General features: G+C 72.1%; 11 protein-coding genes and 1 pseudogene. 9 read left to right on the plus strand and 3 right to left on the minus strand.

The features are described from left to right. Positions 1–144: 144 nt before the first annotated feature. Complete coding sequence (locus ACWBNA_RS44790) at positions 145–1,380, plus strand: cytochrome P450 family protein (RefSeq protein WP_482710351.1); 1,236 nt, start codon at positions 145–147, stop codon at positions 1,378–1,380. Between the two features lie 146 nt (positions 1,381–1,526). Here the strand turns inward: ACWBNA_RS44790 and ACWBNA_RS44795 are convergent, their stop codons facing one another. Then, on the minus strand, positions 1,527–3,059 hold the full coding sequence (locus tag ACWBNA_RS44795) for a helix-turn-helix domain-containing protein (protein WP_482710352.1): 1,533 nt from the start codon (positions 3,057–3,059) through the stop codon (positions 1,527–1,529). Positions 3,060–3,217: 158 nt separating this feature from the next. Continuing rightward, positions 3,218–4,213 (minus strand): aldo/keto reductase, encoded by a 996-nt coding sequence (locus ACWBNA_RS44800; RefSeq protein WP_482710353.1) that lies wholly within the window; start codon positions 4,211–4,213, stop codon positions 3,218–3,220. A 131-nt stretch (positions 4,214–4,344) separates the two neighbouring features. On the opposite strand from ACWBNA_RS44800, the gene ACWBNA_RS44805 reads away from it, so the two are divergent. From ACWBNA_RS44805 to ACWBNA_RS44830, 6 genes are all read left to right on the plus strand, one after another. Continuing rightward, positions 4,345–5,214 (plus strand): LysR family transcriptional regulator, encoded by an 870-nt coding sequence (locus ACWBNA_RS44805; RefSeq protein ID WP_482710354.1) that lies wholly within the window; start codon positions 4,345–4,347, stop codon positions 5,212–5,214. Positions 5,215–5,266: 52 nt separating this feature from the next. Then, positions 5,267–5,887: an L-threonylcarbamoyladenylate synthase gene (locus ACWBNA_RS44810; protein ID WP_482710355.1), complete on the plus strand. Its 621-nt coding sequence runs from the start codon at positions 5,267–5,269 to the stop codon at positions 5,885–5,887. A gap of 147 nt (positions 5,888–6,034) precedes the next feature. Beyond that, positions 6,035–6,790: a dienelactone hydrolase family protein gene (locus ACWBNA_RS44815; protein ID WP_482710356.1), complete on the plus strand. Its 756-nt coding sequence runs from the start codon at positions 6,035–6,037 to the stop codon at positions 6,788–6,790. A gap of 218 nt (positions 6,791–7,008) precedes the next feature. Then, positions 7,009–7,890 carry an MHYT domain-containing protein gene (locus ACWBNA_RS44820; RefSeq protein WP_482710357.1) on the plus strand — a complete coding sequence of 294 codons (882 nt, stop codon included), beginning with the start codon at positions 7,009–7,011 and terminating at the stop codon, positions 7,888–7,890. A gap of 47 nt (positions 7,891–7,937) precedes the next feature. Beyond that, complete coding sequence (locus ACWBNA_RS44825) at positions 7,938–9,440, plus strand: metallophosphoesterase family protein (RefSeq protein WP_482710358.1); 1,503 nt, start codon at positions 7,938–7,940, stop codon at positions 9,438–9,440. Between the two features lie 72 nt (positions 9,441–9,512). Next, the gene (locus ACWBNA_RS44830) at positions 9,513–10,541 is read left to right on the plus strand and encodes an LLM class flavin-dependent oxidoreductase (RefSeq protein ID WP_482710359.1); all 1,029 of its coding nucleotides are present in this window, start codon (positions 9,513–9,515) and stop codon (positions 10,539–10,541) included. Positions 10,542–10,547: 6 nt separating this feature from the next. On the opposite strand, the gene ACWBNA_RS44835 is transcribed toward ACWBNA_RS44830, so the two are convergent. Further along, on the minus strand, positions 10,548–11,522 hold the full coding sequence (locus ACWBNA_RS44835) for a TauD/TfdA dioxygenase family protein (RefSeq protein WP_482710360.1): 975 nt from the start codon (positions 11,520–11,522) through the stop codon (positions 10,548–10,550). 572 nt (positions 11,523–12,094) lie between these two features. On the opposite strand from ACWBNA_RS44835, the gene ACWBNA_RS44840 reads away from it, so the two are divergent. Beyond that, positions 12,095–12,925, plus strand: coding sequence for an aldo/keto reductase (locus tag ACWBNA_RS44840; protein WP_482710361.1), 831 nt, complete (start codon positions 12,095–12,097; stop codon positions 12,923–12,925). Between the two features lie 75 nt (positions 12,926–13,000). Then, positions 13,001–13,711: pseudogene (locus ACWBNA_RS44845) on the plus strand (DNA polymerase ligase N-terminal domain-containing protein). The last annotated feature ends 2 nt before the right edge of the window (positions 13,712–13,713 follow it).

Below are 13,713 nucleotides of genomic sequence, written 5' to 3' on the forward strand. Positions count from 1 at the left end.
GGCGCTGCGGACCCGCCCGCGCCACAGCGGCCGGCGCGCCGCCCGGAGGGCGCCCAGCCGGCGGCCCGGTCCGTTCCACCGCTCGCTGACCTCACTGCCCGTCCGGTTCAGTCCCCGCTCCCCCGACCGTCCAGGAGGTCCGTCGTGACCGTGACCGACCGCATCGACCGCTTCGTCATCGACTCGCTGGGATCCGACATCGCCGGCGAGAGCGAGCAGTTGCGCGCTCTCGGGCCGATCGTGCCCGTCGAGCTGCCCGGCGGCATCCCCGCCTGGGCGCCCACCGGCTACGACGTCCTCAAGGACCTCATCCTCGACCCGCAGGTCAGCAGGGACCCCCGCAAACACTGGCGGCTGTGGCCGGAGATCGGCGAACACCCCTCCTGGGGCTGGGTGCTGGGCTGGGTGGGCGTGGTGAACATGCTCTCCACGTACGGCGCCGACCACGCACGGCTGCGCAAGTTGGTCGCGCCGAGCTTCACGCACCGGCGCACCGAGGCGATGCGGTCGCGGGTGGAGGCGATCACCGCGGAGCTGCTGGACACGCTGGAGGCCTCCGACGCCGACGTCGTCGACATCAAGGCGGCGCTCGCCCATCCCCTGCCCATGCGGATCATCTGCGAACTGTTCGGGGTGCCCGAGGAGTTGCGGGCGGACACCGCGCGGCTGATCGCCGCCATCATGGACACCTCCGACCCGAGCCCGGAGCACGCCGCGTCCGTGCAGGAGCAGATCGGCACGGTGCTGCCCGCTCTCATCGCCCACCGCGGGGAGCACCCCGGCGACGACATGACCACGGAGCTGATCCGGGTCCGGGACGAGGACGGCGACCGGCTCAGCGACGAGGAGCTGCTGTACACGCTGCTGCTGGTCATCGGCGCCGGTTTCGAGACCACGGTCAACCTCGTCGGCAACGCGGTCGTCGCCCTGCTCCGGCATCCCGAACAGCTGGCGGCCGTACGGTCCGGAAAGATCGCATGGGACGCCGTGGTCGACGAGACGCTCCGGGTCCACCCGTCCATCGCCTCGCTGCCGCTGCGGTTCGCCGTCACCGACCTCACCGTCGGCGACGTCACCGTGCCGGCCGGGGACGCGATCCTGACGACGTACGCCGCCGCGGGGCTGGATCCCGCGCACTACGGGCCGGACGCGGACGCCTTCGACGCGGCGCGCGGGGCCGACGACCACCTGGCGTTCGGGATCGGCGTGCACCGGTGCATCGGCGCGCCGCTGGCCCGCACGGAGGCCCTGACCGCGCTGCCGGCGCTGTTCGAACGGTTCCCCGGCCTGCGGCTTGCCGTCGACGCGGGCGAGCTGCGGCAGGTGCCGTCGTTCATCGCGTTCGGCTGGCAGGAGATCCCGGTACGGCTGCGCGGCTGACCGGGCGGTCAGTACGGCTCACCGAAACGACACACGGGAGCGCGACCGGTCCCCCGTTCCGGTCGTGCCCCCGCGGTGCCTAAAACTTACGTGTGAAACGCAACCGTTGTGAATCGCGTCAATGCCCGTTGTGCCGCGCACAGGGCTCACCCGTGCACAGGTGAGTCCGGATGGCCCGGTTTCGCCCGGTCCAGGACGGGCGGTTCGAGCTCGCCGACGACCAGGTGGGCCAGGACGACCTCGTAGAGATCGCTGCCGCCGGCAAGGAGCTGGCGTTCCAGGACGGGTTCCGCGCCGCGGACGTGCTCGCGCACGGTCTGCGCGTGCATGCCGAGGGTCAGGGCGGCCCGTTCGGAGTTGCCGCCGGCGGCTATCCAGGTGCGCAGCGTCCGGCGCAGGTCCCGGGTGTCGCAGTCCAGGCGGCCGAGCAGGTCGTGCGCCCAGGTGCGGACCGCGGTTCCGGTGAGGAGGTCGGCGAACCGGGTCGGGGCCGGCCCCGCGGCGCACCGTACGGCCGGGATCTCGGCGAGGCCGATCTGGGTGTTCAGGGCGAGGTGCGCGGCGGCCCGGACGGTCAGGTCGGAGAAGTCGGTGCCCAGCAGCCCTTCGACGCGTTCCATACGGGCGCGGACGGTGTTGCGGCTCACGCCGAGGACCTTCGCCGCGTTCACGGCGGTGAACTCCAGGCCGAGCCGCGTGGTGGCGAGGAGTTCGGCACGGGTGTGGTGCGGCAGCGTGTCGAGCGGGTGCAGCACCTGGGCGGTCCACTCGCGCAGCGCGGCGGGGTCCATCAAGCGTTCGGGGTGGGTGCGTTCCGCGTAGACGGCCGCGTTGTCCGGCCGGAAGTGCGCGACGGCGAGGGCGCTGACGGCCTGTCCGTAGGCGGTGGCGGTGCGGGCGAGGCTCTGCCGGGCGCTGCCGCCGAGGAACGTACCGGGGTTACGGACGACGAGGGACCGCAGCGCCGCGCCCGCGGCGTCGCCGGGGGTCACGACGATCACGTGCCCGTCCATGGCGGGGCAGCGCACGACGAGGGCCTGCTCGCCCGTCGCGTCGAGGCACTCCTCGGCGATACGGTCACGCTCCTCGGCGGAGCCTTCGAGGACGAAGACGCAGGCCGTGTCCGTGTCGAGCAGTCCCGGCCACAGGCCCGCCGCGACCCGGCGGGCCGAGACGGTGTCCTCCACCATCAGCAGTTGCAGGATCGCCAGCCTCAGGTCGGAGGCCGCGCGTTTCAGCCGGCGCCCTGCCACGGTCGCCTCGCGCGCCCGCAGCAGGAGCTCGACGACCTGCACGGTGTGCGTCACGATGTCGGACGCCCGCCGGTCGAACGGGGTCGTACGCGCCACGGCCAGCACCCCGGCCGGCCAGGGGGCGGGCCGCTCCACCCTGACCAGGCGCAGATGCCTGTCCTCCCCCTCCCACGCGGCGGAGGCGATGCGCCCGGCGACCAGGTCCGCGACCAGGTCGGTGTCCAGCGGCACCCGGGTGCCGGCGAGGAGCGCGCCGGTGTCGTCCTGCAGGGAGGCGCGGCCCTGTACGGCCTCGGCGAGCCACGCGACGACCCGGCGCACGTCGCGCCCGGTCGGCCGCAGATGGTCGAGCAACTCCTGCGCCCACGAGACGTCCCGCGTGCCCCTCACCTCCGTGTGAAGGTGTCCGTCCTCTCGGCCAGCCACGTCGGTCTTCCCCTCGCCCCTCGCTTCGTCCGGCACATCGGTCGGGGACGTTACCTCACGCCCGGCGGACGGTCAGCCGCGCGCCGGTGCGCGCCCCGTCGCGTACGCGTACGTGCCGGTGGCCGTCGCAGGAGTCAAGGCCGCTCGCCGTGACCGGGTCAGGTGAGCAGCGAGCCCGTTCCCTCGGGGGCGAATCCGGCGAGGGCCTCGTCGATACGAGCCAGGGTGTCGGCGTGCAGGTCGACGCGGGCGGCGGAGAGGTTCTCGGCGATGTGGGCCGGGGTGCGGCTGCCGGGGATCGGCACCACGTGGTCGTCCTGGTGCAGCAACCAGGCCAGTGCCAACTGGCCCGGGGTCAGGCCGAGGTCGGCCGCGATGCCGCGCAGCGGCGCGTAACGGTCGTTGTTGGCCTTGAGGTTGGCCTCGTCGAAGCGGGAGATGTTGCGGCGGAAGTCGTTCTCGGCGAGGTTGTCCACCTTGCCGGCCAGGAAGCCGCTGCCGAGCGGGCTCCAGGCCACGATGCCGACGCCGAGTTCGCGGGCGGTGGCGTGCAGGTCGGGCTCGACGGGCTGCCACATCGACCACTGGGTCTGTACGGCGGCGACCGGGTGGACCGCGTGGGCCCGGCGCAGCTGGCCGGCGGTGACGTTGGACAGGCCCAGGTGGCGCACCAGACCGGCCTTCACCAGGTCCGCGACCGCGCCGACCGTATCCTCCAGCGGGACCTGCGGGTCGGGGAAGTGCGGGTAGTACAGGTCGATCACGTCGGTGCCCAGGTTGCGCAGCGACTGCTCGGCGTACCCGCGTACGTACCGGGGCTCGGCGTTCACGGCGAGCTCACCGAAGGCGTACGACACGGGGAAGCGGTGACCTTCGGCGCCCTCGGGGACGCGGAAGCCGAACTTGGTGGCGACGACGACACCGTCCCGGCGGCCCTTGAGGGCCTCGCCGACGAGGCGTTCGTTGTGGCCGTCGGCGCCGTAGCCGTCGGAGGTGTCGACGAGGGTGGTCCCCTCGTCGAGTGCGGCGTGCAGCGCGGCGATCGCCCGTTCGTCGTCGATCTCGCCGTACACGCCGGGCGACAGCACCATCGCGCCGAAGCCGATCGCCGAGGTCTCGAGGTCGCCGAGCAGGCGGCGGGGCAGGGTGGTCATCGGTTGCTCCTTGGCCGTCCGGTCTCGTGGGATCCCTGGTGATGACTGGTGATGCCTGGTGATCCCTTGTGGCCCCAGCTTGTCCCCGGTTCGCTGCCGCCGTCCAAGACCTATGGCTATAACCGTTGGTTATGGACGTTCATGTGCGCGACCTTCGGTACTTCACGGTGCTCGCGGAGCATCTGCACTTCACCGTGGCCGCCCAGAAGCTCTTCATCTCCCAGCCCGCGCTGTCCAAGCAGATCCGGGCGCTGGAGCGCCAGTTGGGCTTTCCCCTGCTGGAACGCCGGCCCCGCGAGGTCGTGTTGACACCGCAGGGGCGGGCCCTGCTGCCGAGGGCCCGGGAGCTGGTGGCCGCCTGGGACGAGGCCTGGCGGGAGGCGCGGGCGGCCGGGCCGGTGTTCTCGCTCACCGTCGGCATGCAGACGGCCGTCGGCCGTGACCTGCAGCGCGAGGTGCTGGCCCGGTTCCGGGACCAGGGCTGGCGGATCTTTCTGCGGCTGGTCAGCTGGGAGGATTTGACCGCCGGTCTCGGCGACGGGGGTTCGGACGTCGCGTTCCTGTGGCTGCCGCTTCCCGTGCCCGGCCTCGTCTCGCGCACGCTGGTCCGCGAAGACCGCTGGGTCGCCCTGCCCGACGGCCACCGGCTGGCCGACCTGCCGGAGGTGGACTTCGCCGACCTCGCCGCCGAACCCTTCGTGGCGCTGCCCCGCTCGGCCGGCCCGGTGCGGGACTTCTGGCTGGCCACCGACGCGCGCGAGGGCCGCGAGCCCCGGATCGGCACCGAGGTGACGTCTCCCGCCGACACCTTCGAGGCGGTCGCCTCCGGGCTGGGCGTGGCTCTGCTGGCGGAGGGCAACGCCCGGCTCTACCCGCGCCCCGACGTGGTCTGCCGTCCCGTCCGGGGTCTGGCACCGGCGGAGCTGGCCCTGGTGTGGCGCGCGGACGACGCCCGGCCCGAGGTCGCCCGGTTCGCGGCCGCGTTCACACCGTTGCCCTGAGGCCCCCTCGGCCTTGCACGGTCGTCGCCCGCCTACGGCATAAGCTCGACGGATGGCCAAGTACTTCGACGTGCACCCCGAGAACCCGCAACCGCGCACCATCTCCCAGGTCGCCGACAGTATCCGCTCGGGTGCGCTCATCGCGTACCCGACGGACTCCTGTTACGCGCTGGGCTGCCGGCTGGGCAGCCGTGACGGCATCGACCGGATCCGGACGATCCGCCGGCTGGACGACCGGCACCACTTCACCCTCGTGTGCCAGGACTTCTCGCAGCTCGGCCAGTTCGTACGGGTCGACAACGACGTCTTCCGCGCGATCAAGGCGTCGACGCCCGGCAGCTACACCTTCATCCTGCCCGCGACGAAGGAGGTGCCGCGCATGCTCCAGCACCCGAAGAAGAAGACGGTCGGCGTGCGCATCCCCGACCACGTCGTCACCCAGGCCCTGCTCACCGAGCTCGGCGAGCCGCTGCTGTCCAGCACGCTGCTGCTGCCGGACGAGGAGGAGCCGATGACGCAGGGCTGGGAGATCAAGGACCGGCTGGACCACGTCCTGGACGCGGTGGTCGACTCCGGGGACTGCGGCACCGAACCGACGACGGTCATCGACTTCTCGGGTGGCGAGGCGGAGATCATCCGCAAGGGCGCGGGCGACACGTCACGGTTCGAGTAACGGGTTCACCAAGGGCCGTTCACGGCGGGGCAAGGCGAGATGGGGTGCGGGACACGCCCCTGACCAGGCGTGTCACGATGACCATGATCCGCCCGGCCGTCCGGGCGGTCTCGCCGGCCGACACGCCACAGAAGGGCAGCCCCAGCCATGACCCCTGTACAGGGAACCGCAGTCGACATCCCCACCGGCGACGGCACCGCCGACGCGTATCTGGCGCATCCCGGTGACGGTCGCCCGCATCCGGCGGTTCTCCTCTACATGGACGCGTTCGGGCTGCGCCCCCAGCTGACGTCCATGGCCGACCGGCTGGCCGAGGCCGGCTACACCGTCCTGGTGCCCAACGTCTTCTACCGGCACGGGCGGGCGCCCGTGGTGGAGCTGCCGGAGTTCATCGATCCGGGGGCGCGGCCGGAGATCTTCGAGCGGATCGGCCCGATCATGCAGGCGCTGACCCCGGAACTGGCCATGCGGGACGCGAGTGCCTATCTGCGATGGCTGGCCGACTCCCCCGAGGCCGGTGACGGCCCGATCGCCGTCACCGGCTACTGCATGGGCGCCCGCTTGGCCCTCCACACCGCCGGCACCTACCCGGAGCGGGTCGCGGCCGCGGCGGGTTTCCACGGCGGGCGGCTGGCGACGGAGGCCCCGGACAGCCCGCACCTGGTGGCCGGCAAGGTCACCGCGGAGCTGTACTTCGGCCACGCCGACCAGGACCCGTCGCTGCCCGTCGAGCAGATCGAACGCCTGGAGGAGGCACTCACCGCGGCCGGAGTCCGTCACACCTGCGAGGTCTACCCCGGCGCGCGCCACGGTTTCACGCAGGCCGACACCGCGTCGTACGACCGGGCGGGCGACGAGCGGCACTGGGCGGCCCTGCTCGATCTCCTGAAGCGCACCTTCTGATCCGGCCGCTTCACGCGGGGCGGGTGTGCGCGGAGCGTGTCACACCGGGTGCCCCGAAGAGCGGGTCTGGCTGGAACTCGCCGCTGTGTGACCGGAGTCGAGCCCCGTCACATGTGAGTTGAGTCCTTACCGCCGGTTACCTACAGGAACCGCTTGCTTTACGTGTCCTATACCCGTAAGCCTTCCCCCACAAGCCGTGACTCGGGGGGAGCTGGCGTATGGAAGGCACGGTTGACGGGTTCCGCTATGGGTTGGTGACCCCTTTGGCGGCCTATGTGATGGCGTGTCTGGGAGGGGCTCTGGGACTGCGCTGCACGGTCCGGTCGCTGCTCGGCACACAGTCGTGGAAGGCGGGCTGGCTGGCGCTCGGCGCGGCCGCGATCGGCTGCGGCATCTGGACGATGCACTTCATCGCCATGATCGGCTTCCAGGTCGAGGAGACCCGGATCCGCTACGACGTGGGCCTGACCGTGCTCAGTCTGGCCGTGGCGATCGTGGTGGTCGGCATCGGCGTGTTCATCGTGGGCTATCGCGGTGCGAGCACGGTCACGCTGTCCGCCGCGGGCGTCGTCACCGGTCTCGGCGTCGCCGCCATGCACTACCTGGGCATGGCGGCCATGCACCTGAACGGCGAGGTCCACTACGACCCGTTCGTCGTCGCGCTCTCGGTGCTGATCGCGATCGTCGCCGCCACTGCGGCCCTGTGGGCGGCCGTCACGATCCGCGGCTTCCTGACGAGCCTCGGGGCCAGCCTGATCATGGGCGTGGCCGTGTCCGGCATGCACTACACGGGAATGGCCGCCGTCAGCGTCCATGTGCACGACACCAGGGGCGGCACCTGGGCCGGCGACTCGCCCCACTCGCTGCTGTTACCCATGCTGCTCGGGCCGGTCGTCTTCCTCGTGCTGGCGGGCGTGGTGGTGATGTTCGATCCGCTGCTGGTCCTGGGCGACAACGACTCGAACCGGTCGGCTCCGCCCCGCCGGGCCGCCCGGCCCGCGCCCGCCGAACCGTCCGGCACCGTCCACGAGAGCACCGCGTGGGCCGTACCGCGACCGCGCAAGCCGTACGAGGCTCCGCAGCGCGTCCGCCGACGGTGAGCTGACCCAACTCCCGGCCGGTTCTGAACCGTTGTTACGGTGCACCGGTGTCTGAATCATCACGTGATACCGCCGAAGGCGCCGGCTGGGGCACCACCGAACGCGGCCAGTACCAGCGCCTGATGCCCCCCGAGGTCGAGAAGATCTCGTGGCTCAACCCGAAGACGCTGTGGGCCGCCCGCAACGGGGTCGTGGCGTCCTGGTTCGGGGACCCCACGGGCCGAACCCGCAGCCGTTGGGTGGCCCAGCGGGCGGCGGCAGGCGCACCGGCCGACAAGGTGATCCGCCGGGACGACCCGGACCGGTTCTCCTTCATGGTCGTCGGCGACACCGGTGAGGGCGACGATCCCCAGTACGCCGTCGTCCCCGGGTTCCTCGAGGTCGGTGCGGACACGCGGTTCGCGGTGGTCGCCAGTGACGTGATCTACCCGGTGGGCAGCGCGGACGACTACGGCACGAAGTTCTTCCGCCCGTACCAGGACTACCGGGCGCCGATCTACGCGATACCCGGCAACCACGACTGGTACGAGGACCTCGGCGCCTTCATGCGCGTCTTCTGCGACGACGCCCCGCCCCTCGACCCGGAGCACAGGCCCCGCCCCCTCACCCGCGCCTGGCTGCGGTCCCTGCTGTGGCACCGGCCGCGCGCGAACGACGGACAACGCCTCGACGAGGTACGCGCGTTGCGGTCGGCCGCGGCCCAACGGGCCGTCCAGCCCGGCCCGTACTGGGCCATCGACGCCGGGCCGGTGCGCATCATCGGCATCGACACGGGTCTGCTGGGCCGCATCGACGCCGAACAGGGCGCCTGGCTGCGCGAGGTCTCCCAGGGCCCCCGCCCGAAGATCCTGATCACCGGATCGCCCCTGTACGTGGACGGCGAGCACCACCCCTGCGCGATCGACGGCGGCGGCACGGTCGACGACATCGTCCGCGACCCGGAGCACCACTACGTGGCGGCGATAGGCGGCGACATCCACAACTACCAGCGCTACCCGGTGCGGGTGGACGGCCGCACCATCCAGTACGTCGTCGCGGGTGGCGGCGGCGCGTTCATGCACGCCACGCACACCATCCCCCACATCTCGGTCGCCGACGTCACCGAGAAGGACTTCCGCTGCTATCCGCTGCGCGGCGACTCCCTCGCCTTCTACAGCAGGCTGTACGGCCGTCGGCTGCGCCTGCGCCGTTTCTTCACCCTCACCGAGGCCGAGGCGACGGCCGTGATCGCCGAGCGGCTCGGCATCCCGCCGACCCGCACGCCGGGCGGCCCCGTGCGGGTCACCCTGCGCACGCGTGTCGTCGCCAGTCTGCTGGGCGCGGGCGGCCGTCCCGACCGCACCTCACGGTTCCGGCTCCCGGTCCGCAAGATCTACACGCAGTTGTTCTCACCGAGTTCGGCCACCTACAGCCCGCCGTTCTTCAAGTGCTTCCTGCGTCTGGACGTCACCCCGGAGACGATCCGGCTGCGCTGCTTCGCCGCCACCGGCAACCGCGCCCAGGAGATCGAGCCTCCGGTCGAGGACGAGATCACCATCCCCCTGACCTGATCGCGGTCGTACGGCCGCCGCCTGCGAGAATCCAGACAGAACCGCTGTACGACTCGACCGACGGAGGGGCCCGTGCCGCCGACCTCACGCCCGTTGCGCAAGCTGGGCTTCCTGACCATCGGGCTGTTCGACGAGGCCGATCCGCGCCGGGGCCACGAGTCCACGCTGGAGATCATCGAGCTGGGCGAGCGGCTGGGCTTCGACAGCGCGTGGCTGCGCCACCGGCATCTCCAGTACGGCATCTCCTCGCCCGTCGCGGTGCTGGCGGCGGCCTCGCAACGCACCCGCCGTATCGAACTCGGCACCGCGGTCATCCCGCTGGGCTGGGAGAACCCGCTGCGGCTGGCCGAGGACCTGGCGACCGTCGACCTGCTGTCCGGCGGCCGCCTCAACCCCGGGGTGAGCGTGGGCCCGCCCATGCGCTACGACGAGGTCAAGGGCGCGCTGTACCCGGACACGGCGGACGCCGAGGACTTCAGCTACGAGCGGGTGCGGCGACTGCTGGACTTCGTGCGCGGGGAGCCGGCCACCGACTTCAGCGGGGTCGAGGGGTTCGAGGTGTTCTCGGACCGGGTGCAGCCGCACTCCCCCGGGCTCGGCCGCCGCCTCTGGTACGGCGGCGGCAGCCTCGGCTCGGCGAAGTGGGCCGGCGAGCACGGTATGAACTTCCTGGTCAGCAGCGTCGTCAAGGCCGAAGGGGCCGAGGAGGCACCGGACTTCGCCGAGATCCAGCTCTCCCACATCCGCGCCTTCCGCGCCGCCCACCCCGACGGCGAGGACGCCCGCGTCTCCCAGGGCCTCGTGGTCATCCCCACCGACTCCGCCTCGCCCGAACAGCGCGCCAAGTACGAGGAGTTCGCCGCGAAGCGCACCCCTCGTACCGCGACACCCCAGGGCCCCGCCCGCCTGATGTTCGCGCCCGACATCGTCGGCACCTCTCAGGAGATCGCCGAGCGGCTGCACGGGCACGCCGCGTACCGCGAGGTCGACGAGGTCGCGTTCGCGCTGCCGTTCACCTTCGAGCACGAGGACTACGTGCAGATCCTCACCGACATGGCGACGAAGCTGGGCCCGGCCCTGGGCTGGCAGCCGGGCAGCTGAGCGAGGTCACCAGCGCCCGGGTTCGGTCCCGGTGACCGGCTCCGACGGCCTGCCGTCCACGCCGACCGGGACGTCACCGGTGAGCATCACCCGGTGCATGGTCCGGGGGAAGTCGAGGTGGGCGCTGTCGCCGGGCGCGAGGTGGATGGTGGCCCGGTTGTCCCAGAAGGCCACGCTGCCCGGCTCCCAGCGGAACCGGACGGTGTACTCGGGCCGGGTCGCCTGCTCCAGCAGCATCTCCAGGATCGCGGCGCTCTCGGCCCGGGAGAGGTCGGCGATCTGCTCGACGTAGTACCCGTTGACGTACAGGATCCGCTCCCCGGTCTCCGGGTGGACGCGCACCAGGGGGTGCAGCGAGGCGACCTGACGGTCCAGCAGGTGGCGGACGTACGCGTCGTCGCCCGGCCGCGGCTGGTAGCCGACGCCGAGCCGGTGCTCGGCCCGCAGCCCGTCGACGAACTCCCTGACAGGGGCGGAGAGTCCGGCGTACGCGGCCGCCAGGTTGGACCAGGTGGTGTCGCCGCCGTAGGGCGGGACGGTCTCCGCGCGCAGGATCGTCGCGGCCGGCGGGTCGATACGGGCGCCGTGGTCGCAGTGCCAGCCGCGCAGCAGGGTGTGCCGTCGGCGTCGCAGCCATTCCTCGTGCTCCATGCCGAACCTGCCGCCCAGTTCCAGCCGGTCGGCGGTGGTCTCGATCTCGGGGAAGTCCGGCGGCGAGGCGCTGCCGCGCTTGCGCAGCACGACCGGTTCGCCGAAGCGGCGGGCGAGCGCGACCTGTCCCGCGTGGTCGAGTCGCTGCCCGCGGAAGAACACCACCTTCCAGCGCAGCAGCGCCGCCCGGATCGCGGCGACCACGGTGTCGTCGAGGCCGTCGGCCAGGTCGACGCCGGTGATCTCGGCCCCGATGTGTCCGGCGACCGGCTTCACCTCGATCCCCGAGGCCTCGTCCGCGCGGCCCTCAGTGGCCCTGTCCGTCGTCATACACGCTCCGCCTGGTCGTCCTTGTCCGCCGGCCGGGCTCGGACCGGCTCTGAAGATCGTGACACCGTTCCGCGAGCGGGGCGACAGGGCCTCGTGGAGTCATCCCCGCGACGCGCGTCCGGGCTTCGGTGCGGTCCGTCGACGGACGGCACCGCCGGGGGCGTACCAGCCGGCTTTCTTGCACCCGGCCGCCGAAGGGGCCCGGTCGCGGGCGCAAACCACCACGACCGGCGCGAGCAGGGCCGGCGTGCGGCCACAGCTCGGCGTGTTCGACCACCCTGCCCCTGACCTACGGGTCCGTGTCGCCTTGCAGGAGACGAGCGGCTCGGGGAATGGGCCTGGCGTGGTCGGTGCGGCAGGCGTCCGCGTCCGGCTCGCAGCGCTCGCGGGACGGGGCGTGCTGGGGACGGGGCGTGCTGGGGCGGCGGCCCGCACCCGGGTGTGTGCCGAAGCAGGCGCCCGGACGGCGGGGGGGCGGACGGCCGGTGCGCTCTTCCCCGCCTTTCCGGTTGATCACTGGTCCCCCTGTCCCCGACCCTGGAGGGACGACACAGTCAAGGGAAGGCGACGCAGTGACCAGCATCCCGACGCACACGCTCAACGACGGTACGACGATCCCCGCCCTCGGCCTCGGCACCTGGCCGATGGACGACACGCAGGCGGAGCAGGCGGTACGCGGCGCGCTGGAGGCGGGCTACCGCCTGGTCGACACGGCGACGAACTACCGCAACGAGACCGGCGTCGGCCGTGGCGTGGCCGGCAGCGGCGTGCCCCGCGAGGAGATCGTGGTGACGACCAAGCTGCCCGGCCGGCACCACGGCTACGAGGAGACCCTCGCCTCCTTCGAGGAGTCCCGCGCCCGCCTCGGCCTGGACCATGTGGACCTGTACCTGATCCACTGGCCGCTCCCCCGGGTCGACAAGTACGTCGACTCCTGGAAGGCCATGATCAGGCTGCGCGAGGAAGGTCTCGTGCGCTCGATCGGCGTCTCCAACTTCACGGCCGAACACATCGAGCGCCTGGAGAAGGAGACCGGGGTCCTGCCCGCGGTCAACCAGATCGAGCTGCACCCGTTCTTCCCGCAGGAAGAGCTGCGCGCCTTCCACGCCGACAAGGGGATCCTGGTCGAGAGCTGGAGCCCGCTGGGCCGGGGCACGGCGCTGCTGGACGACCTTGTCGTCGGCGAGGTCGCCGAGGCCCACGGGGTGACGCCCGGTCAGGTCGTCCTGCGGTGGCACGTCCAGCTCGGCGCGGTCCCCATCCCGAAGTCGGCGGACCCGGAGCGGCAGCGCCGGAACCTGGACGTCTTCGGCTTCGAGCTGGACCGGGCCCAGATGGCGGCGATCGCGGACCGCGCCCACCGGCGCGTCGGCGGGGACCCGGAGACGCACGAGGAGTTCTGACGCCTTCGCGGGGTACTCGGGGCCCGTGGGGACGGGGCGGCCCGACGGTACGGGGCGCCCGGGAAGGAGTCGACGGTGGGTGACCGTGACCGGCTGCGGGACCACCACGGCAAGCGGGACTTCGGCCGGACCGGCGAGCCGCGGGGGCGAGATGCCTCATCCGGTGAGGAACCCCGGTTCGTCGTGCAGATCCATGACGCCAGGACCGTGCACTTCGACTTCCGGCTCCAGGTGGACGNACCGGCGAGCCGCGGGGGCGAGATGCCTCATCCGGTGAGGAACCCCGGTTCGTCGTGCAGATCCATGACGCCAGGACCGTGCACTTCGACTTCCGGCTCCAGGTGGACGACGTATTGAAGTCGTGGTCGGTCCCGAAGGGCCCCTGCGACGACCGAAGGACAAGCGGCTCGCCGTGCCCACCGAGGACCACCCCCTGGAGTACGAGGAGTTCGAGGGTGTGATCCCGGCGGGCGAGTACGGCGGCGGCACGGTGATCGTCTGGGACCACGGCGCGTACGAGCCGCTGAGCCACGACCGCAGGGGCCGGCCGTTGACTTCGGGGAGTCGCTGGAGCACGGGCACGCCACGTTCCGGCTGCACGGGGCGAAGCTGCACGGCGCATACGCCCTGACCCGGTTCCGGCACGGCGACGACGAGTCCTGGCTGCTGGTGAAGGCCTCCGAGGGGCGTACCCAGGGCCACGGCACGCCCGACCCGCACCGGGCCCGGTCCGCGCGCTCGGGCCGCACCCTCGCCCAGGTCGCCGCCGACGCCCTGAAGGAGTGAGC

Source organism: Streptomyces sp. Q2 (assembly GCF_056820935.1).